Genomic DNA, 23,094 nt, shown 5'->3' on the forward strand with positions numbered 1-23,094 from the left:
ACAGATTTCCTTTTATTTCATAGACCTTTTGTAAATAATTCAGATTCTCTTGGTAAAATTGAATGTTCTCAACGTGCAGTTTTTGAGTTGGCGATCAATAGTAAACAAGGTGACCAGTTCCTCGAAAGGGAGTGATTTTTGTACTGCAGTTGTGTAGTTCAGCTAACTCGTTAACACGCATGCCTGTGTCAAGCAAGATCAATAGCAGGGCATAATACCGTTGATCTTTAAATGTAGTTCGATCCGGCAACATGAGAATCGCCTACAACTGTAATTCACTAAACGTTTACAGCATGGTCTTTTCTTTAGGAAGCGGTTTTAAGCCTAGGGGGCAATATTCTGCTCGAGAATTCCTTCCTGAAACAAAAACTTGAAAAATTGCTGGTACGTAAGAATCCGCCCATTGATCGTATTTGTTGCAAAAATCAGGCGATGCATATTTTGGATCATGCGCTCAGCATTGTAATAGGCGATACACAATGGCAGCATCGCAGTTGAGGACTTACGATTGGATACATCCAGGGTTTGATCAAAATGATGGAGTTTCTGGATGGATAGGTTGCTGAAAATCTGCCAATCAAGAAGCTTCAATTGGCAGATTATCATCAAATAGGGTTCTGATCCCCTATTACATTATTATTGCCAATATTTATGAACATATTCTGAAATGATGGAAAATTTCTCAAGCTATCCTTCGGTTGTTAGTATTTTTTTAATTATCAAATATTACAATTTAAAAGTATAACATTGTTCATTTACCCGCATTTTAATTTGTTATATGATTAAAATGTAAACGCTTACATGTTTGACTCGTTTATCGTTAAGCTTTAAAAAATTGTTGTAACTTGGGAGGAGATTAAAAATGTTTAGAGTGCTTAAAAAGTCGGCAACCTTGTTGATTGTTTTTATAATGATTTTTTCAATTTCGCAAGGCAAGATGGACTGGGTGCCTAACAAAGCTTTTGCATTAGGGACGATTTATTATGTGGATCCAGCTGGTAATGATGTGAATAGTGGAACAAGTACCGGAAGTGCTTGGAAAACATTGACCAAAGTCAATTCAGTTACATTTGTGGCTGGCGATTCCATTCTCTTCAAATCGGGAGGAACGTGGAATGGACAACTCTATCCGAAAGGCTCAGGTACCAGCAGCAATAAAATTACTATTGATAAGTATGGGAGTGGGAATTCTCCGATTATTAATGGGTCTGGAGCCGATGCAGGGATAAAGTTATATAATCAACAATATTGGACCATAAAGAACCTGCAAGTTAAGAATACGTCCAGTACTTACACGATGAAGTCAGGCATTCTGGTCATGGGCAACAGCTATGGAGGAGTGATCAATGGAATTACCATCACAAATTGTGATGTCAATAGTGTCGATGGCGTGAATGATAGGACAGCTACCCCCAACTTTTATCACAATGCAGGAATTATGTTCCTTGCCATAGACACTGCAGCGAATACACGATTTAATGGGATTACAGTGGACAACAATTACATTCATGATTTGCGGGTCATGGGTATCCATCTTATGAGTGTAGATAAAATTGATGATGGAACTCCAGGCAATAATCTTTATAAAGATAATCCCGTTAAATGGAATACTAATGTAGTTATTTCAAATAATGTTATTTTAAAAACGGGGCAGGATGGTATTATTGTAGGTTTTTCCGATGCCCCATTAATCAACAGCAACACCTCGCTATATGCAGGTTTTAATGGGGATCCTGTAAAAAGCTCAAATCTTGCCGGTATTTGGGGTTATTCCTCGAGAAATTTGGTTTTTCAATACAATGAAGCTGCGTACACCCAATTTATCCTTGGCGACGGCGAGGGATGGGATTGTGATTGGGGCATATGGGGTAATTGCACCTATCAATACAACTATTCACATGACAATGAGGGCGGAACTTTGCTCAACTGGGGACCTGGCTCTAACCTCACAAATGTGGTTTTCCGATACAATGTAGCTCAAAACGATGTTAATTCAAGGATAATAACCATGAATGGAAAGCTGCTGGCTTATAATAATACATTGTATAATAATCAAGCGTCACAGGCGCAAATTATTGATAAGAATGATCCGGGAGATACGACGGCAGGAGCCCAATTCTATAACAATATATTTATGAGTAATACCGGTTCAGGTACTTTCCCAAGCGATGCCATCTATGATTATAATGCATTTATTGGTTTCTCAAGCTATCCAACCGATACGCACAAGGTGATAACATCTACGGCTATTTTTGTTAATCCGGGTAAGGGGGGGGACTATAGATCGGGCGTTGGCGGCTACAAAATTACATCGGGAGCAGCTGTTAAGAATGCAGGAAAGACAATTGCAAATAACGGAGGTAAAGATTATTACGGCAATACTTTGTATCAAGGTTCTCCTGATATCGGCGCACATGAGTTTGTGGAATCCCATTTGTTTTCCAATGAGGTTTCATCCACCCAGGGGCAGAACAATTGGTATTATAAAGAGTACACGGGTAGCTCCTACAATAATCTTGTCTATGATTTTGGCCAAAGCCGCTGGGAAGGAACCTATGCTTATAATTTAATAGGGCCATCTGTGAATCTGCACCCGGACACTTACGATACCCTATTAATCTGGAAGTCCACAGTAACCAGGAAAATAACCGTTTCGGGAAGATTGAAAAAAGCAGATACCTCTGGAGGTGATGGAGTCAGGGCCATTATTCTAAAGAATAATATACAAATTTGGCCAAATCCCTCCTCCGGCTGGTACCAATTAGCTTATAATGATGCTGTTGGAGTTGATCCGATTATCGACATTGATGTTGCTCCAAATGACGAAATTAAATTTCTCTTAAACAAGAATTCAAACATTTCATCCGATTCTACTTATTGGAATCCATTAATAACCTACTAGTAATTAGACGGTAAGAGAAGGAGGGATAACCTTCTTCTTTTGCTGTACAAATGCACACAGTCAACTACGGAAAGGTTGATTCTATTTATGTTTAGCAAACTCAAAATTCGAAGAGTCATTCTCATATTGGCTGCAGCCATATTCATTACAGCGTTACTAATCCTTGTATTGCTGCTTAATAGACCAACTGGCAATATCGACAACAAAGTACTGTTTGAAGTTAATGGAGAGCCAGTTACAGTAGGTGAGTATAAAACCATGACATTATATCAAGAACATGATTTATTACAATATAGCATTGAATTAAAGCTGAAGCAGATTCTCGCTAAAGAGCATGGAGCTATGGCGGATATCCGATATGAGCACCTATTGGAGGAGCTTGCTCAAAAAAACATTGAAAATGCAAACAAAAAGAAAAAAGGCGAAATTGTTTTTGGAAAAAACCAGTTTTCAGTGAATGAATACTATCAGATTCGAATGAGTGAAATGGAAACGCAGACCAAGGAAAAAATCGGCAAAGAGTTAACCATTTTGGACAAGGAAGCTAGAGCCTACTATGAAGCCAACTTAGACTCTTTGTTTAAGGGGACTCCTGAAATCAAGCTGAGAAAAATCTCAGCATCCTATGCAGATAAAAGCGAAAATGACAGAGCAGCCTTATTGTCTGTTATGCAGGATATAGAGAATAAATCTCCGGACGGCTTTGATGACTTATACGAAAAGTACAAATACACGCCAAGATCCTCACTAAAGGCTGAGGAACAATTCTTCAATACGAAAACGCTCAAGTTCGATTCAATGAATGGGCCCTATCTGTTTAAAGCGGCCAACCAATTAAATCAGGACGAAATTAGCGAAATCATCGAGGAAAATGGGAGCTTCGCGATTATTAAAATTATCGAAATCAAGCAAACCTATCTTCCTTTTGCAACAGCTAAAGACGAAATCATTAGAAAACAATCCGAGGAGAAATATAAAGCAACGCTTGAGGCCATGGTTGCAAAAGCGAAAGTAGATGTGGACGAGTCTTTGCTGCAAAGAATAAAAGCGCAATAAAGGGATGCTCATTATCATATATTACAATTTAACAGTATAACTTTGTTCATTTACCCCATCTATACTGTCCTTTATGATAGAAATGTAAACAAACCAAACGATCCTAGGGGGAAATGAAAAAAATGACGGCTAAAGCAAAACGAACAACTATGATAGTTATGCTTCTAATAACTATAATCGCACTAACAGCTTGCAGCAAATCAACGAGCAATACAGAAGCAAGTGCAAGTCCTGAGGTCAAGGCGACAGTGGCTGAAACAGCGGCTCCACCTAGTGAAGAGCCAAAAGCTCAAATGATGGATGAGACGGTCTCCATGTTAATTCCAGCAGCGCAATATAAGGAGAAATCCTACAAGCAAATCATTGCCAAGATTAAAGAGAAGACAGGCATTACCATTGACCTTCAGGTTACGCCTGACAATCAGTTGGACAATTTGGTGAAAACCAAAATTGCTGCCAACGAAGTGCCGGATTTACTCCACGGCAACGCTGGAGGCGCTAGCGGCCCTTTTGCCATTTATCCGGATGATGCCTTCACGGATTTATCGGACCAATCGTGGGTGTCTCGTTTAGTTAATAAAGATTTCAAAACCAAAGATGGCAAATATATTGCGGCACCGATTAACTCTACGGGTTTTGTTCTGGGGATGTTCTATAACAAAGATATATTCACTAAATTAAACTTGACCGTTCCTACCACCTGGGCTGATTTCATTAAAGTATGCGAAGCAATCAAAGCATCGGGTGTGACACCTGTTTATATGATGGATAAAGATTTATGGACCATTCAAATATGGGAAACAGTTGGTTTTGGCCAAGTGATTGGATTTAAGGATGAGTATCTTGCGGTAGGGCAGCAGGTGCTTGAGAATAAAATCAAGATGAAGGATATTCCTAAGCTTGATTCCGTATTGAGCAAGCATTTGGAATTGGTTCAAAAAGAATTGATCAATAAGGATCATATCACAGCAACTTATGATGGAATGCATGAAATTATAGGATCTGGGAAAGCAGCGATGGTGGCAATGGGACAATGGGAGCCAAGTGAATTGGATAAGAAATACCCTGGAATTTCCCAGAAGTTCGGTATGTTCCCCATCCCTTTTGAGGATAATGCCCCGATGTTTGTTGCTCCATCCAGTTCTTCCTTGCTGGTATTTAAGAATGCCAAGCATTTGGAAGCTGCCAAACGAGTCGTTGAAGCTTGGACGCAACCGGATGTAATCAGCGCTTATTATGAGGAGAACCCTGGTTTTAGCGCTTATACGGATGTACCTAGCGGTAATGTGCTGTTACCTATTAAAGAGGTTGAAGACAACTACATTAAAAAAGGCAATATTACAGCCTCTGTTTTTGGCGGTGGTGATATAGCGGCAGGGTTGGATAATGATATCTGGAAGATGTATCAAGACATGCTGGCTGGGGGAAAAACGCCTACACAAGTGCTTGAAAGCATGGATAAACGATTTGCACAGCAAGCTAAAGCTAAATCGCTATCAGGCTGGTAGAATAAAATATATTTTTAATGGAGGGGCTGTCAAAGCCCCTTACTTTATTTAAAAAAGCAGGTGAGTTAGATGTATTTACAAATCAGACCCTACAAATATTGGTTTCTTATCCCGGCTCTTTCTATTTACCTTTTATTCTTTCTTGTGCCTTCTATTCTTTCCTTTTATTATTCATTTACCGATTGGGATATGGATTCAAGCAGAGCCATCAAGTTTATTGGCCTGGATAATTTTAACTATCTATTCGAAGACGACGTATTTATACTGGCGCTTAAAAATACGCTTTTGTTTACTATAGTCACTACCTTCTTTAAAATTACAATTGGTTTATTCCTAGCTCTAGCCTTGAATGAAAAACTAAAAACATTAAATTTTCTAAGAACAGCTTACTTTTTTCCCAGCATTATGAGCTTGGTTGTGGTGGGATTGATATTCTCATCCTTACTAAGACCGGAGGGTATGGTAAATTTATTCCTACGCAACCTTGGCTTAGACTTCTTGGCTGTCGATTGGTTGGGCAGTCGGGTATTCGCGATTTGGTCTGTTATTTTAGTCGAAATTTGGAAGTGGTGCGGCTTTTGCATGATTGTGTTTCTAGCCGGCTTGCAAGCAGTTTCCAAGGATTATCTGGAAGCCGCGAATATCGACGGAGCCTCTTATTATCAGAAGCTTAAATCGATCATACTTCCGCTTATCATGTCCTCTATTACAGTTAATGTGATCTTGAATCTCATTGGCGGCTTAAAGGTTTTCGATATAGTCTATGTCATGACCAATGGCGGGCCGGGAAACTCAAGTCAAGTGCTGAATGGCATTGTGTACAGTAAGTTTGGGGGCGGTTTATATGGGTTGGGAACGGCAGCTAATCTGGTATTGCTGATTTTTATTGCCGTAATCGTACTAAGTTCACTGTATATTCTAAGATCACGTGAGGTCGAGTTATGAGAATATCGATGCATGCATTCAGGTTGTACCTGTTAGAAATTGTTATGCTTATACTAAGTCTGATTTATATTACACCGTTGATAATTATGGTGCTAACCTCTCTCAAAACGTCTGGAGAGGCCGATGCCTTTAACTTGAAATGGCCAACGAAATGGATGTTCTCCAATTATGTAGATATTTTTGAGAAGGCAAACCTGGTTCGTTCATTGTTGAATAGTGTTTTCATTACAGTTACGACCCTAGTGATTGTGATTGTCTTCTCCAGCATGGCCGCTTTTATCATAGCAAGAGTTAGCAATAAGCGTACCAAATCGATTTACTATTTATTCAGTATGGGTTTGTTTGTCCCCTTATTCCTAATTACCACAATAGCAGTCAATAAATTTTTACATATTAATGGTACTTATCTAGGCATTATTCTTGTCTACGTTTCCACTACTTTATCATGGAGTGTATTCCTGTATACGGGTTTCATCAAAGGAATTCCACGCGAGCTCGATGAGTCAGCTATTGTAGAAGGCTGCGGGTCTGTTAAATTGTTTTTTCGAATAATATTTCCCTTGCTGCTTCCGGTTACAGCAACTAATGTTATTGTACTTGCCATAACGATTTGGAATGATTTCTTGCTGCCTTTATTTCTACTGAACAATTCTAAGCAATGGACTATTACTTTAAGCATTTACGGGTTCTTTGGTCAGTACTCCCGAGATTGGAATCTCGTTTGTGCGGTTTTGGTTGTTACGCTTGCCCCTATTACAATTCTCTATTTTTCTTTTCAGAAATATGTAATTGAGGGCATGACGGCGGGCGCAGTGAAAGGATGATTCATAGTATAATGAATTATCAAGCATTTTGGAGGCTCCTGGCATGCTGAAAAATACCAATTTCCAGAAAAAGATGTTTATCTATTATTCAACGATCAACATCGTTATTATCCTTCTGACCACTCTTGGCGTGTATCTTTATAGCTATAAAAATCTGGAAACGAGAGCGAAGGAAAATTTGCTGCAGCTTACAATAAAAACCTCTGAACAAGCGGATAGCTTTGTATCTACTATGGATAATTTGGCCTTGCAGTTAATGAGCAATAAAACAATCAGGGACAAGCTGGCCTCATTTGATGCTGCACAAGCAGTAAATCACTTTGATACGGATTTGGAGGGGGCAAGAGAGATTGAGGATATCCTTTCTTCGATAAATGGACCCAAATCAACAGCTTGGCGGCTAAGCATTTATAAGCCCGAAGGTGATTATATGGGTCTTGGCAACGTACCAACAAAACCGGAGTCCATTCAGAAAAGCATTCAAAGTTTGCCATGGCTCAAGAAACTATCGGATTTGAAAGGCAGTAAGCTTCTCATTGACCCTCAATATGACCCGTGGTCCGATCAACGCGACTTTAAACTCGTTTCGTTAATTAGAGAAATTCGATATGATAATATATCTTACGGTATTGCCGAGGTACAGCAACCTTACTCCGCTCTTGAGAAAATTATGAATGTCAGCAATATGCAGCAAGTGTCGACCCTCTTGATTGATCAAGAAGGAGATATAATTTATCCACAGCTCGAATTAAACACGAGCATAAGAAGTACAATGGAGCTCCTTCACCCAATCATTCAAGATAATAAAGAAGGCAAAACGACTTTGGACAAGCAGGTTATTGTCTTTAAGCGCTCAGAACTAACAGGTTGGACAACCATTTATATTCAACCTTCGCACATATTACTATACCCGGCGCGATTTATTCTGATGATGATTCCACTTGTGGGATTGATTCTTCTACTTTTGTCACTAGGGGTCATTTATATTCTTTCCAGAAGTATAAGCAAGCCTCTGCTTCAGCTCCATGATTCCATCAAGCAGGTAAGCTTAAGCAATTGGCAATTGAATCTACCGGAGCCTAAGACTCATAATGAAATTATGTTATTAAACCGTTCCTTCAATAACATGATGATAAGGCTGGAGGAGTCAATGAATTTATTGATTCTTTCCCGTTCCAGAGAAGCTAAGGCGCATTTCTTGGCGTTGCAATCGCAAATGAATCCGCATTTTCTCTACAACATGCTTGCTGTAATTAATTCAGCCGCACGCGAGAATGATCATGTTAAGGTCAGTGAAATTTGCACTCAAACCTCCAATATCCTAAGGTATTTAACATCGGGGAATAACAAAGAGGTCACGCTCCATGAAGAGTTTGCACAAATGGAAGCCTACATTAAATTAATGAAGCATCGATTTGAGAGGCATTTTAATTTTATCATGGAAGTCGATCCTGCTTTGTACGCGATTCATGTTCCTAAGCTGATCCTACAGCCGCTAGTAGAAAACTGTTTTAACCATGCCTTTAAAGGTAGAAAACCGGTTTGGGAAATCACTCTCATGGGCGGGATTGCTGATGGGTTTTGGAATATCGAAATTATAGATAATGGAAATGGGTTTTCAAAGAATGTCCTGGATAAAATAGAAGAGGAGCGGAAGGAATTTGATGCGAAATTAAATAAAAGCGAGCTCGACAATGCCCATGAAATAGGTGGATTGGGTTTAATCAACTGTTATGAACGATTAAAGATACTGTATGAAAATGAGCTTGTTTTTGAAATAGTTAATTTGCCTCAACAAGGTGCGAGAATTACAATTGGAGGTCCTTTGTTATGATCCGAATTATGATTATTGAAGACGAGCCTCCAATATTAAGAGACACAAAGCATTTAATTCAAACTTATCATAAGGATTTTATTGTGGTAGCCGAGGCATTTGATGGTGAGGAAGCCTTAAGTATGATAGCTGCAGCTAAACCCGATGTAATTATTACCGATATCTCTATGATGGCGATGGACGGTCTGGAATTATTGACGGTTGTGCATAAGCTTTACCCGAATATAATTACGATTATTCTTTCCGGTTATCAGGAATTTGAATTTGCTAGAAAGGCGATGAAATTGGGAGTCGAGGATTATTTATTAAAGCCCTTATCGGTAGAAGCACTTGCTGAACTGCTGGAACGGGTATCATTTAAATTTTACGAAACGGTGCAGGCATCATGGCAGGCCTATTGGGAGTCCTTGGTACAAGCTAAATCCAATCGGGAAATGCCGGTTGCTTCTATTTTCACAGTGTTTAGTTCTTATGTGCTTTCCATCGGTCCCTACGTTACATTCTCGATTGGAAAATATTATTACAACCGGTTTGTATGGGATCGGCTAGTAATAACGAAAAAGCTGGATGAAGCTTTCGCTTTTCTTGGAAATGTCTGGGTTGTAGATGGAAGCACGGGGAATGAAAAGGTGATTATTATTGGATTCCGGGACATCACTGATTCCTTAGCGGATGTTTCCGATCAGGTGTATAACCTTATTTCAGAAGCAATACCACTTCCAATTACTTTAGTCAAAGGCAATGAATTTATTAAACCGGAGGATTTGAGCTACGATATTCCCAAATCCATTCTAAAGCTCAGTAAAAGTGTGACTCCCGGAAGATCACAATACCTCTTTGACAACGTTTGGAACCATGCTTCTGATCCACAAAGTCTGCAGATAGATGCTAACATGGTGAACAGGCTATCCCTGTATATTCAAAAAAAGCAGAAGGAGCCATTTAATCAGGAGCTGGATCATATTCTGGATAGTTTGGAGGAAGCGGAAGCTCCGCAAATTTTCATTGAAATGCACTTTAGATATTTGCTGTCCGTTTGTTATCAGAACCATTCAATTTCACAAGCCCATGATCGGGTTCATTTAGAATTGGAGCTGGATGAGCTGCTCTCCAATGCTTTTTCATTCAAGGAGATAAAGGAGGGACTTAAATATATTTTTGACGGTTTTTTCCCAAGCGCACTTTCCAAACAAAATGATTCTAATTTGCTCGTAAACCAAATCGAAGAATATCTTCAAAAACACTATACGGAATCGATTAATCATCAAGTATTATCAGAGCGGTTTGGGTTGGTTCCGTATTATATAAGTAAAATATTTAAGAATAAAATGGGTGTTTCTCCCGTTGAATATTTAACAAAGCTACGCATTCAGAAATCTAAGGAGCTCTTGATAGAACGACCTGATTTGTTATCAAAGGAAATCTCTCTGCTAACAGGTTTTCAAGAGCAATATTACTTCAGCAAAGTGTTTAAAGCCCTCACAGGGCTGACTCCGATCGAGTATCGCGAAAAAAACCTTGAAAAAGATTAAGGCGCGAACAATTGATATTCCACAGTTAACAGTTCGATTCCGTACTCAATCTATGTTGCCATGCGAGTACAATATAACGTGGACTTTATTCATACTAACCTTAAGGAGGAGAACCACATGATTCAAGGTTCTAGCCATTATTTCATTTATGTAGCACTCCATGGAAACGATGATAATGAAGGCAATGAAGCTTCGCCTTTTCGTACGATCACAAGAGCAAGGGATGCATTGAGAGAACTCAAAATAAGTATAAAGAGCGATATCATCGTCTACATACGAGGTGGAGTTTACGAGTTGGATGCGCCCATTGTTTTTGATGAAAGGGATTCAGGATTTAATGGAAATTGTATCACTTATTGCACATATCCAGGTGAAAATGTGCAGATATCCGGTGCTAAAAGAATTACAGGTTGGAATAGGGTAGAGAGCGAATGCGAATATCCGCTCTGGAAGGTAGAGCTTCCGTGGCTTGAAAATACTCGTCATCTATATGTTGATGGGAATTCAGTACCCCGACCGCGTAGTGAAGAAATCATTACTCTAGGTTGGGAAACCGTGACAGACGATAGGTTTCAGTTTTGGAATGAACTTGAACGTGTAACGACATTTCAAGGAGAATTCCCTGTCTATGAAGGATATTCCACTAAGTTAAGCGAGATGGTTGATTGGCGCAATCCGCAGGATATTGAATTCGTATACGACGTAGGTTGGACCCATTGCATTGTACCCGTAGAGTCGGTTAGGAGTAGTGCTGAGGGAACGATTGTGACTATGCGAATGCCATGTTTCCGAGATTGTTTGATTAAGGGTGGTGTACGTATTAGTACACCTAATTACATAGAGAATGTTTTCGAGCTGATGAGCAAGCCTGGAGAATGGTACTTCGATCGTAAAAAAGGAGAGTTGTATTATTTATCGACTGAAGAAGAGAGTCCTGAAACTAAGTATATGGATGTGCCCATTACAGAACAATTGATCATAGTTAAGGGGAGTCTGGAATGTAAAGTAACAAATTTGGCGTTTTGTGATCTCGAATTCAGCTTCACGACATGTTTGCACCCGAGCGAAACGGGTCATGCCGAAGTGCAGGCGAATTTGATTAAAGATCCTGATGATGATTTGCTGCTGCATTCTTCTTACTTAACCTGTCCATCAGGGATTGTGCTAGATGCAACGGATGGCATTACCATAACAGGCTGCAAGTTTCATCACCTTGGTACCGGTGCTGTCGATTTGATCAATGGTACGACTCATGCACGAATATATGGGAATCGTTTTTATGCTATTGCCGGAAGCGGGATACAGGTCGGTGGATTTACTTTCTCTGATGCACATCCTGAAGACCCACGTAACATTGTGAATGATAATGTAATCGAGAATAATTATTTCTCTGATATTGGAACTGAATTTAAGGGAAGTGTAGCAGTGATTGCCGGGTATACGGAAGGGACGGTTATTGCTCACAATGAAATCCATCATGTTGCCTATAGCGGTATCTCTGTTGGCTGGGGATGGGGATATGCAGACCCACGCAGTGATGATCGTTATTTTTCCAAGCCTCCTGTTCATTACCCACGCTTTCATTTGCCTACAGTCGCTAACCGGAACCGTATAGAATATAATCATGTTCATCATGTGCTGCAGAAGCTTCATGATGGTGCTGGCATATATACATTATCGCTACAGCCAGGATCCGTGATTAAAGGAAATTATGTCCATCATAACGGGAATAAAGAAGGCATGCTATATAAACTAGGAATTATGGTACACAACTCATCCGAATCCAATCCGTCTTATACCCAATATTTAAATGCGAGTGGGTTTCCTGGCGGAATCTATTTGGATGAGGCATCAGGTGGGTTTGAAGTCAGTAATAACATTATGCATGACATTGTAATCCCTATCTTTTATCATGATGTGATCAAGAACGGTTTCGAGTCGAATAGATTCTCTGATAATCACTTTAACACTCGCCCCAATGAGCCCGATTTCCCAGAAAGTGCTGCGATGAAAGCTGGGCTCCAGCTTGAATTTCGACATATTTTGAACTGGTAATTACAAAGGGAAACTGCGTGAGTTATTTCGTTTGGTTATTGTTGAAGATGAAATTTTGGGATAACGCCAAATTTCGGCTATAATATGATCACAGCGGAGGACCCGGCTATTGGTATGAAAGATAATACTAAATCCATTTAAGAGTCAGTATCACCGGAAGCTAATCATGGACTGACATCAAAGGTGTAAAGCAAACGTTCGTTTTTAACAATCGAAGCATGTTGGGAGAGCTCCTCGAGTTTAGTATGATAGAGCTCTTCCGCATACTTTAATTGCAGGATATCTTTGACTTCAGCCATACCCCGATAACCCCCGTTCAATCTTGCCTTTACGTTTATTATCATATAAGCATTATCCAGCTCCAGTAGTTTACTGCTTTCACCGATTTTAAGAAGCGAAACCTCTTTTGTAAATTCCGGATCTTCTTTATAATCTAATCTTGCTGTTGAATCGTTAAGGATGCGCTCCTTCAAATCTACGCCGATATTATTTTGTTGAATGAAGGCTTGAGCAAGTACATCGAAGTTGATTCCCTCTTTTATATCGCTTTCGACTTGGCGCATTGCCATTTCAGCGAGCTTTTTGCGATCACTATCGATATTTCCATTCCTATCTAAATAGGGTGCAGAAAGTAGTTGGACGCGGGTGATTGGCTCCTTTTTAAAGATAGATTCCTTGAGACTGTCATAAAGCACTTGTAATTTATTCTCATCTAAAGGCTCAGCTTGTTCAGTTAGCTTCGCTTGTATCTGATGAATTAGATTATTGTGAATATAATCGAAATACATAGCTTCATCATACTGAATCGGACCATATATGACAGCACCTTTTTCTACCGCTGCAGCTCTTCTTACATTTTCAGCATGCCATGCCTTTAAGAAAGCAGAGTAATCCAGATAAGAGTTTAATCCGGTTGCTTTAGCAAGAATTTGCACAAGTTTGACTTGGCTAACATCCTCAAGTGCCAATCGTTTTAATCGTTCCGCAGGAGCTTCACCTTGAATCTTAGTTGTCCAGAATGATTTGCTCATTTCGATGTTATAGGATTGTTTATAAAACTGAACGATTTCGGCACGGTGCTTGTTCATAAAGAAACGGAGCTCTTGAGCTTGGACCGGTTCGGAGTTTACGGTTGCAACAATAGTATCAACCGCGGTTGGCTTATGTGTTATCCAAAGAAATGCACATACGAATGCAAATAGCAGTAAGAAACACGTCAACACTAGATAACGTAACGGAATGGTTGATCTCATCCATGCCTCACCTCCGATTTGTGATTTATGTAGGAGAGCGCGACATATTCTTGTCGCGCTCATTTTTTGTGCAAATATCAGAAAGTATTTAATTCCATACTTTTGACTGATATTTCTTGGCAAACGCACTGTCCATAAAGGACGGCGTAGCCGTTTATCCTCGGGTTTACTGGATAATCAGCTGTGGTTTGTTGACGCTATTCTCGTCGCTGTTAAAGGTAATGAGCTTATCATCGGCGGTTGTCGTTTCGACAATGAGCGTCACTATTTTATCGCCAGATAGCTGAGATTGGGCATAATTTGTAATGTTAAAGCTATATAATTGAGCAGTCGAATTGACCGCAGTCGTCGCTAAAACCGATCCAGTCTCAACTGGCGCATTATTCCACGTTAAAGCAGATTCAGTCCAGGTATCGGAAGCGGCTGCGAAGATGCTGACCGTAACAGATGTAGTATCGGTGGTATTGTTTCCATACAGCTTAAGTACTGCGCTGTTTATCGAGGAAAGAGCCGATAGATTGAATTTCAAATATGATTTTCGCGTAAAGCCAGCCGTTGCACTTTTTTTTATCTCGAGCGTAGTATTCGTCCCATAATTCGTGCTTGCGGACGAACCGTCTTTAATGAACGAATCATCTGTCGAGCTTGGCAATGAAACGGTAGTTGCCGTTTGGCCAGTCCCATTATAAGCACCGCGGTTTGGAGATGAAGATGTGGAAACTGAATTCCCCCAATAATCCTTGCCGCCATTACTGGAAATTAGCACTCCTGAACCAAGGGCTGGCGAGCTTGTCAGCAGTTTATAACCGGCCACACTAGTAATGCCGGTTCCACTGGTTCCACCACTTACGAATAGCGGATCTCCAGTCAATTTATGAGCGTCGGCAGGCTCACTGGCGGGATGGTTGCCGTAGAATAGGTTGTAATCGAACACACCATTGCCGGTTGAATACGTACCAGAACCTTGATTATAAATGATGTTGTTCTTGAAGCTGTATGAATTCGTTGAGGATCCTGTAATCACAACGGGTTGTGTAGTTAAGCCGCTCTTAATATACATCGTGTTGTTATAAATTTTGGTATTCGTGTTTACTCCTTCGGAGAAGTAAAAGCCTCGCTGTTTATCGTTCTGACTGATGTTATATCGAATGGTCACATTATCATTGTAGCCAAGGCCGGGGCCCATGATCATAAAGCCGCCGCCTTCATTATCATGGCTATAGTTGTATTGAATGATTGTTCCATTGCTGTTCCAATCGGCATCGAAACCAAGTCCGTCGGACGTCGTCTTTTGACCGTATGCTTCGTTATATTGAGAGATGGCATTATCTGTGTTGAATTGCCATATTGCATCGGTAAATTGACCGTTGCTCGTATTGTTATTGCCCGCCACATTGTATTCAATCAGCGGAGCATCCGCCGCACGAACCACAATGGCATCACCGCTTACCGAAGTAACGGAATTGTTGCGAACGATTACATTTGTCATCGGCGTCCAAGCACCAGACCCGTTCGTTTGACTAAGTCGATTCCGCCAAGTGGACTGTGTAAAGATTCCAGTTCGTACCAAGTCATGAACATTATTATTCTCAATCAATACATTGTTAAACTTGGTTGCTGTTGTTCCGCCGATCACCTGTACGGAGATGCCACCGGATAACTTCGCTATTGCATCGAAACCGTTTGTGCCTTTTACATTATGGACGTCAAGGTTGGCTAGATGAATATTGTTTAAGGTGCCAGCATTCTCACCGACTATATCGACGCCTCTTCGGTCGCCTTCTGTCGCACTGTCATTGGTAATCTCCAGATTTTGAATGTCCCAATATTGTTGATTATACAAGTACACCGTACCGCTTCCTGTGATGCCTCCTCCATTAATAATTGGTTTGTTGCCAGTTCCAAATTTATCGATATAGATCGAGTTGCCGCTGCTGCCTGACCCAAGCGGATGCAGCTGTCCTGTCCAAGTCCCGCCGGATTTGAATAAGATTTTGTCACCAGGCAGGAAGGTGATGCTGTTGACCTTCGTCAACGATTTCCAAGCTGTGGCCGGACTTGTTCCATTTCCACTGTCATTGGTCTGAGAAGAATCGACATAATAAGTAATCCCGGCTGCTTTAGCTTGTTCGGGAAACGACAATGCTGTTGCTGTCATTACTAATAATATAGCTAACAACAATGGAAACCAGCTTTTGCTAATTTGTAATGATTTCATCCTGCATTCCTCCTTTAGTTTGTATTAAGCGCTTACATTTCAGAACGATCTAGCTGTTTACTTCGCTATTATATCAAAACAGAGAGTGATGTCTGTGTTAGATCTCGACCTATTTGTGCCCAATCATTACAATGTTCAACAAACCTGACATCCTAAAGAAAAGATTGAAAGCTTAAAAGGTAAAGAAATTACACAAATCAGTAAAATAATACGATCTCGGCTTCGAATCTTAAGCTCTATACTAATAGTGTAAGCCGTGAGACTTATAGTTGAAATTATTGAGGTGGGCATCATGTTTAATAAAAGTCATCGCTTGTTTTGGAACAATGCAAGAAAAGAAGCCTTAGCAGGTTGGCTTTTTCTAGCTCCGGAGTTTATAGGAATCCTATTACTGGGTGTTTTTCCACTTGTGTTTTCCTTATATCTGAGCTTTAGCGAGTGGAATCTAGTTGGGGGACTTTCGACGATTCATTTTATTGGATTAGACAATTTTAAGCTGCTGTTTCATGATGAGAAGTTTTTCATGGCTTTAAAAAATAATTTAACGTATACGCTGGTCACCGTTCCACTCGGTATTTTTATGGCTCTGCTCTTGTCCGTGCTTATTCAGTCCAGAGTATACGGGAAGGATTACTTTAAAGTCGCTTTCTTCATTCCGTATATTTCTTCAATTATCGCCTTGGGAGCCATCTGGAGCGCACTATTCCACCCGTCACTAGGGCCGATAAATCAAACTCTCATCAAATTAGGGATGACTAATCCACCTAAATGGTTAGGTGACACACACTATTCGCTAATAGCGATCATTATCATCTCCATTTGGGCGGCACTGGGTTATCAAATTATCATTTTCATCGCAGGACTGACGAATATCCCAGAGGAAATTTATGAAGCAGCGAAAATCGACGGAGCAAATGCGACGCAGCAATTCTTTAAGATAACACTGCCGCTGCTTGGCCCTACAACTTCATTCTTGTTCATTACTACATTAATGTCTTCGTTTAAGGTATTCGATTTAATTGCTTTCTTGACAAGCGGCGGACCTAACGATTCTTCAACTGTGCTCGTTTATCGGATTTATGAAGAAGGTTTTCGGAATTTCCGTATGGGATATGCATCGGCAATTTCATGGGTGTTATTCCTTATCGTAGGCTTGATTACATTATTGACGTGGAAGCTTCAGAAAAAAAACAATTAGAGAGGAAGGTTTACCATGGCCTCAGTAAAAATAAATGCTTCTAAAACAATCACTTCCATTCTGCTTGGCATATTTTCAGCGGTTTTCTTGCTACCGCTTATTTGGATGGTCTCGGCCGCATCGAAGCTAGAGAAGGACGTTATGAGCTTCCCAATTCAATGGATCCCGAAGCATTGGAACCTTATTAGCAATTTCAAGGCGGTATGGTTCGGAAATGTGCCTTTTTCATTGTTTTACTTTAATTCATTAAAGCTGTCTGTTTTAATGACACTTGCCACGTTGATCTTTTCCTCGATGGCGGCATTTGCCTTTACGAAATTGCACTTCCGTGGCAGAAATGTGGCGTTTGGTCTGCTTCTGTCGTTTATGATCATCCCTTCAGAAGCTACGCTGGTGCCCAGGTTTTTAATCTTAAAATGGCTGCACCTGTATAATACACATGCTGGATTGATCTTAATGGGCATGTTCTCGATTTATTTTACATTTTTATTGCGGCAGTTCATGATGAGTATTCACAATGATTATATCGAAGCGGCTAAAATAGACGGTGCAGGGTATTTCCTCATTTACTGGAAAATCATGCTGCCGCTTTGCAAACCGATTTTAGCAACGGTGGGCATCATTAAATTTATTTGGACCTGGAACGATTATCAAAATCCGTTGATTTTCTTAATTAGCAAGAAGCTTTATCCAATCCCGCTGGGGCTGCAGTTGTTTAAGAACGATTATGCCGATAATTATGCGATCCTGATGATGGGCTCTCTTTCCGCAATTGTACCGTTGCTGGTTGTTTTTATTGTTTTGCAGAGGCAAGTCATTCAAGGGATATCATTGGGCGGTGTTAAGGGGTAAGGTCGAAATATGGCACAAAATCCACAAAATTGTATACGTGAAATCAAGTCTTTACAAGTTACAATTCGTTGTGTAAGGTAGCTTTTAATCATCCTAAGGGGGAAATAACAATGAAAAGAAAAAGTTTAATCCTATTAAGCACAACTTTAATTGCCATGTCTGTGCTGAGCGCATGTGGCTCAAAGTCCGAAGATGCCAAATCGAGTTCAAGCCCATCACCGACAACAGCAGCAGCTGTGACGACAGAGAAGCCTGCAAAGAACGTTTCATTGAAATATTACAATTGGGACAATGATGCAGACGCAATCGCAACAAAGAAACTGATAGAAACCTTTGAAAGCAAGTATCCAACGATTAAAGTAGAGTCCATTTCCCTCGTTCCAGGAAATTCATTGGAAGCTCTTAAGAAATTGGATGTAACGATCGCATCTGGCGAGCAAGTGGATATCTTTAAAGTTCCGAACATTGAAGAATTGTCGGCTAGAGCGGCTCAAGGTGTATTAGCGCCTCTTGATGATCTATATGCTAAAGAGAATGTAAAACCAGAAGAAGAATATTACATCAATCCGAAATACAAAGGCAAGTATTATGGGATAATTACGGACTCCACGCCATGGCTTGTGGCATTGAATGCCGATGCATTAAAGGAAGCGAATCTACCTATACCTGAGCTAGGTTGGACATGGGATGAATTCCGTGACTATGCGAAGAAGCTGACTAAGGGTGAAGGCAATGATAAGCAATACGGCACCTATTTCCATAGCTGGGGTGATTATGCCAACCCAATAGCCTATACCGATAAGGTTAATCCATATCTGACAGCTGATTTCAAATCGAATTTTATGGATCCTTCCTTTACTTACTTCTTCAACCTTCGCCGCGCAATGGAAAAGGAAGATAAATCCACAAAACCATTCGCAGATGTGATTGGTGCAAAGCTTAGCTACCGCACAGAATTTCTAACAGGAAAAGCAGCTATGCTGCTTACAGGTAACTTCATGTTAACAAGCATGAATGAGCTGGATAAATACCCACATACTTTCAAGACGGTATTCGCACCGATACCTCGTTCATCGAAGGATGCTGAAATTGGTTTAACCAACATCGGCGGCACTTATGGCGCTATCTCCAATAGCTCGAAGAATAAAGATGAAGCCTACACCTTCCTTCGGTATATTTCGATGGAAACAGAAGCAAGAACTCAGCTTTCTGGCTGGAAGAAGGTCGATTCAAACGCACTTATTGAAAAGCTGTATGGCAACAATAAGACTCTGATTGATATCCCTACTTTGACCAGTTCGCTCTATGATAAGCGTCTCAAGACATCGGTTGATACAGAAATTTCGGTAGCGTATGCTGCACAATTAAAGAAAATTATGGAAGACGGATTTAGTAAGTTCATTCTCGATAATGGAACAGTAGAAGATACGCAGAAATGGATGATGGAGCAGGCTGATCTAATTATTAAACAAAACACGAAGTAAGTAGAATGAGGGGTAGGGCGCTGATCTTAGCGTCCTATCATTTATTTTATCCAAGACAATATAGAGAATGAGAAGATAGTATGATACGATCAGGAAAATGATGATTGTATGTCTTATTAGCTAAGGGAAGCGTGCTGACGATGGTTCAATTGTTCCGAAATTCGTTTTACCGACGAATTCAAATCTCGTTTTTAATATTGATCCTGCTGCCAACCATAATCGTATCCTTCATTAACTATTTTAACACGCAAAAAAGTGTGAAGGAAAAGATTGAACTAAGTAATAAATCACTTCTAATGGTCATGTCCAAAGATATTACTAGAATGGTAGATGATCTCACCTACGCCTCTAATTTTTTTGTTCAAGATTCAAATGTACGATCTAGGCTCAAAGACTTTAAGTCCATAAAGCAAATTGAAAGTTTCTCAGATTTACGGACTTATTTGGATATTAAGGAGTTTTTCAACCTGGTTGCCGCCAAAACAATGAACACGGATATTATCATGTTCTTAGCGAATAATGCGGGATTTATTGTTCAATCGACAGAAGGCGACGTAATCTTACCGGGGGAAATTCGCAGGAATTGGGAGGCTGCTACAGCTCGCGTAGATCCTTTGAAACCCACTTTACTTCAGTGGATCGGGACTTTTCAGTCTGATGCCAATCATACCTCTTTAAATTATTTGGCGGCTAGAGTTATACATGACTCTACTAATGATGAATTGCTAGCAACTCTTTACATTCTAATTCCGCAAATATACTTCCGTAAATTGTTTGATCAGGTGCCAACAGGTTCTTTCACGCTGTTCAATAACGACGGGCAACGAATCGCGGGTAATGCAACCAGCTCCTACGAATCCGAAAAAGCTTCTACTAGCTTTATTCGCAATGAGATGGTGATCCCAAAGACCGGCTGGAAACTAGTCTACGAAACTTCCAATCTAGAAATTACCGGCGAAATTAGCCGCACCTTTTATTGGTCCTTGATGTTAGTTATTCCCTTATTTATTGTCTTCTCTGTGCTTTCTTTATTTACAGCAAGGTCGTTGCATCGTCCGATTCGAAAACTACAGCTGGGTGTCAAGCAATTTGGCAATGGTGCGCTAAATATCCGCTTTCAAACAGATGGAAACGATGAAATTGCCGATCTCGGCCGAACATTAAATGTCATGCTAGATCAGATTCACAAGCTCTTCGCTGAGATTGAACGAGAACAGGAACAAAAGCGTATATTGGAGCTGCAGGCATTATTTGCTCAAATTCGTCCGCATTTTTTGCTGAACACTTTGAACTCCATTAAATGCAATCTGGTTCTTAACGATGACTTGGTTCACAGTCAAAAAATAGACTCGCTCATGAGTCTTTTGAGATCCTATTTGAAATTCAACGAACAGGACAGCCTGCAAAGCGAATGCAGCTTGCTTGCACACTATATTGAGATTATGAAAATGAGAATCGACATATCGCTTGTATTCGAGGTCGAGCTTGATCCTAACTATACGGAGTTTGAGGTTCCAAAGCTGCTGCTTCAGCCGTTGGTCGAAAATGCATTTGTACATGGCTTTTCTGAAGAAATAACCGATCCACGTATCCAAATTCGTTCTGAATTCGGAGAGGGTAAGCTGATTATTCGCGTTTCCGATAACGGCATAGGGATGAGCTTGGATCGACTTAACGAGATTAACACTATACTTCGTCATTCCAACCAAGAAGAAGTTTCATCAATAAATAAAAGAGTGGGAATATTGAACGTGCAGCAGCGGCTTCAAATTACATATGGAGCTGATGCCCATATGTTTCTCGAAAGCAACGAATTTGGAGGCGTAACCGTTATACTTGGCATTCCAGTAAGGAGGGGGCTATAATGATCAAGGTTATGCTGGTCGATGATGATGCACCGATGTTGAAATACTTGAGCAAGCTCCTCCCATGGCAGGAAATGGGTTTGGAGGTTGTTGCTACAGCTCAATCTAGTAAAAGAGCATTACACCAATTTTATGAAATTCCCGTAGATATTGTCATCACGGATATTGGTATGCCGCACATGGATGGTCTCGAACTCGTTACGGAAATCAAACGATCCAATCCTCATGTGAGAGTCATCTTTTTGACTTGTCATGAAGATTTTAAGTTCGCAAGGAAAGCTGTGCAGCTTCAAGCAGATGATTACTTGATTAAAGACGAATTAACGGAAGCTCAACTCCGCAAAAGCTTGATAAAAGCAATCGATGAGCTGAAAGAGGTACAAGAGAAAATTGGGGAGTCTACCTACAAGCAAGAATTAATGAAGAATAAGGGGGTACTGAAGCATCAATTCTTCAAGCAGATTACGCTAGATTTGGCTACAGATGAAATTGTTGTCGTTGGGAGACGCATGGGAATAGACTGGAAGCATTCTCATTTTTTTATGGCACTGGGATACCTCCATATGGACTCGCTTCTTGAGCAGTATCGCTATGAAGACGAAAAGCTGCTCCTCTATGCTATCGAGAATATTTCGGAGGAGCTAGAAATTGGGTCTAATCATGTCACCACCTTCCTTGATCCTAATTTTCATTTCGTTTGCCTTCTTAACTATCAGCCTGACATTAGTCAAAATACACAGGAACAGTTCCTGTCCTATCTGTCACAATTGCAGACGAAGATCAAAGAGTTTATTAAGGTAAAAATATCGGTTTATGCTGCTGCTCCGTTTCGTGGGGTGGATGGTATTCGATTAAATTATAAGCAGATGAAGCAATGGAATCATGGGTCTTATTACAATGATACTGATTTAGGACAAGCTAATATTCATACGGAATCCCCTCTATGGTCCATGGATGAACAGCTTCTTAGCGAAGACTGGAACCTTATTTCTCAGGGAATGAAAGAGAAACGCTTGGAAAAAGTGACATTGTCTTTAAACTCCATAGAACTTAAAGCGCGGGAATTGCAGCTGGACCCTGTACATTTTAAAAGAAAATGCTCACAGCGTATACATTCATTGGAACTCGAAAACAGGATGCCTAGCGATACATCATTTCATACCGCTCTCCTAAAAAGTAATCGTTTGGATGAGACTATGCAGATGATGCTTTTCAAAATGACGGAAATCCAAACATCTAACTCTGAAATAGCTTTCCAAAAAACGCCTAAGCTGCAGAAGATAGATCAATATATATTGGAACATCTCAATGAGAATATTTCCTTGGTTGACATCGCGGAGCATTTATATTTAAATCCGAGCTACTTATCTAGAAATTTTAAAGAGGAGACCGGAATGAACTTTACTGACTATGTACATTTATACAAGATGAAGCTAGCTTGTCAAATGGTAAAGAACAAACAAGCTAATATTGAGCTAATTGGATTGAAGCTTGGCTACCAGGAAAGGACCTACTTCTCCAAGATATTTAAAAAGTATGTTGGTGTGAGTCCGAAGGATTATAGATAA

Annotated in this window: 16 protein-coding genes; 13 read left to right on the forward strand and 3 right to left on the reverse strand. The window is 40.2% G+C overall.

The window, feature by feature from the left end; genetic code table 11:
• Window positions 1-324 precede the first annotated feature (324 nt).
• Window positions 325-606 (reverse strand): hypothetical protein, encoded by a 282-nt coding sequence (locus EHS13_RS09535; protein WP_227013865.1) that lies wholly within the window; start codon window positions 604-606, stop codon window positions 325-327.
• 256 nt (window positions 607-862) lie between these two features.
• Here EHS13_RS09535 and EHS13_RS09540 point away from each other — a divergent pair, with 256 nt between their 5' ends.
• The 8 genes from EHS13_RS09540 (at window position 863) to EHS13_RS09575 (ending at window position 12,656) form a co-directional block, all read left to right on the forward strand.
• On the forward strand, window positions 863-2,902 hold the full coding sequence (locus EHS13_RS09540) for a right-handed parallel beta-helix repeat-containing protein (RefSeq protein ID WP_155700114.1): 2,040 nt from the start codon (window positions 863-865) through the stop codon (window positions 2,900-2,902).
• A gap of 87 nt (window positions 2,903-2,989) precedes the next feature.
• Window positions 2,990-3,958 carry a peptidyl-prolyl cis-trans isomerase gene (locus EHS13_RS09545; protein ID WP_155700115.1) on the forward strand — a complete coding sequence of 323 codons (969 nt, stop codon included), beginning with the start codon at window positions 2,990-2,992 and terminating at the stop codon, window positions 3,956-3,958.
• A 113-nt stretch (window positions 3,959-4,071) separates the two neighbouring features.
• Complete coding sequence (locus EHS13_RS09550; RefSeq protein WP_155700116.1) at window positions 4,072-5,466, forward strand: ABC transporter substrate-binding protein; 1,395 nt, start codon at window positions 4,072-4,074, stop codon at window positions 5,464-5,466.
• Between the two features lie 69 nt (window positions 5,467-5,535).
• The gene (locus tag EHS13_RS09555; RefSeq protein WP_155700117.1) at window positions 5,536-6,411 is read left to right on the forward strand and encodes a carbohydrate ABC transporter permease; all 876 of its coding nucleotides are present in this window, start codon (window positions 5,536-5,538) and stop codon (window positions 6,409-6,411) included.
• On the forward strand, window positions 6,408-7,235 hold the full coding sequence (locus EHS13_RS09560) for a carbohydrate ABC transporter permease (protein WP_155700118.1): 828 nt from the start codon (window positions 6,408-6,410) through the stop codon (window positions 7,233-7,235). Before EHS13_RS09555 ends, EHS13_RS09560 begins: the two co-directional genes overlap by 4 nt.
• 43 nt (window positions 7,236-7,278) lie before the next feature.
• Window positions 7,279-9,069, forward strand: a complete 1,791-nt coding sequence (locus EHS13_RS09565) for a sensor histidine kinase (protein WP_155700119.1) — start codon at window positions 7,279-7,281, stop codon at window positions 9,067-9,069.
• On the forward strand, window positions 9,066-10,601 hold the full coding sequence (locus EHS13_RS09570; protein ID WP_155700120.1) for a response regulator: 1,536 nt from the start codon (window positions 9,066-9,068) through the stop codon (window positions 10,599-10,601). Before EHS13_RS09565 ends, EHS13_RS09570 begins: the two co-directional genes overlap by 4 nt.
• 117 nt (window positions 10,602-10,718) lie before the next feature.
• Complete coding sequence (locus EHS13_RS09575) at window positions 10,719-12,656, forward strand: right-handed parallel beta-helix repeat-containing protein (RefSeq protein ID WP_162463034.1); 1,938 nt, start codon at window positions 10,719-10,721, stop codon at window positions 12,654-12,656.
• A 164-nt stretch (window positions 12,657-12,820) separates the two neighbouring features.
• Here EHS13_RS09575 and EHS13_RS09580 read toward each other — a convergent pair whose 3' ends face one another.
• Both EHS13_RS09580 and EHS13_RS09585 read right to left on the reverse strand, forming a co-directional pair.
• A complete protein-coding gene (locus EHS13_RS09580) occupies window positions 12,821-13,909 on the reverse strand; it encodes a peptidylprolyl isomerase (RefSeq protein ID WP_155700122.1) in 1,089 nt (362 codons plus the stop codon).
• Between the two features lie 166 nt (window positions 13,910-14,075).
• The gene (locus EHS13_RS09585; protein ID WP_155700123.1) at window positions 14,076-16,127 is read right to left on the reverse strand and encodes a CBM96 family carbohydrate-binding protein; all 2,052 of its coding nucleotides are present in this window, start codon (window positions 16,125-16,127) and stop codon (window positions 14,076-14,078) included.
• 292 nt (window positions 16,128-16,419) lie between these two features.
• Between EHS13_RS09585 and EHS13_RS09590 the strand changes: the two genes are divergently transcribed.
• The 5 genes from EHS13_RS09590 to EHS13_RS09610 all read left to right on the forward strand — a co-directional run bounded on the left by EHS13_RS09590 (window position 16,420) and on the right by EHS13_RS09610 (window position 23,094).
• Entirely contained in the window at window positions 16,420-17,325 is a 906-nt protein-coding gene (locus EHS13_RS09590) for a carbohydrate ABC transporter permease (protein WP_155700124.1), read from the forward strand.
• A gap of 15 nt (window positions 17,326-17,340) precedes the next feature.
• A complete protein-coding gene (locus tag EHS13_RS09595) occupies window positions 17,341-18,177 on the forward strand; it encodes a carbohydrate ABC transporter permease (protein ID WP_155700125.1) in 837 nt (278 codons plus the stop codon).
• 110 nt (window positions 18,178-18,287) lie between these two features.
• On the forward strand, window positions 18,288-19,661 hold the full coding sequence (locus tag EHS13_RS09600; RefSeq protein ID WP_155700126.1) for an ABC transporter substrate-binding protein: 1,374 nt from the start codon (window positions 18,288-18,290) through the stop codon (window positions 19,659-19,661).
• Window positions 19,662-19,765: 104 nt separating this feature from the next.
• The gene (locus tag EHS13_RS09605) at window positions 19,766-21,526 is read left to right on the forward strand and encodes a sensor histidine kinase (RefSeq protein WP_155700127.1); all 1,761 of its coding nucleotides are present in this window, start codon (window positions 19,766-19,768) and stop codon (window positions 21,524-21,526) included.
• A complete protein-coding gene (locus tag EHS13_RS09610) occupies window positions 21,526-23,094 on the forward strand; it encodes a response regulator transcription factor (RefSeq protein ID WP_155700128.1) in 1,569 nt (522 codons plus the stop codon). The genes EHS13_RS09605 and EHS13_RS09610 overlap by 1 nt, the downstream gene beginning before the upstream one ends.

The organism is Paenibacillus psychroresistens, from assembly GCF_009728935.1.
Lineage (GTDB): Bacteria > Bacillota > Bacilli > Paenibacillales > NBRC-103111 > Paenibacillus_AC > Paenibacillus_AC psychroresistens.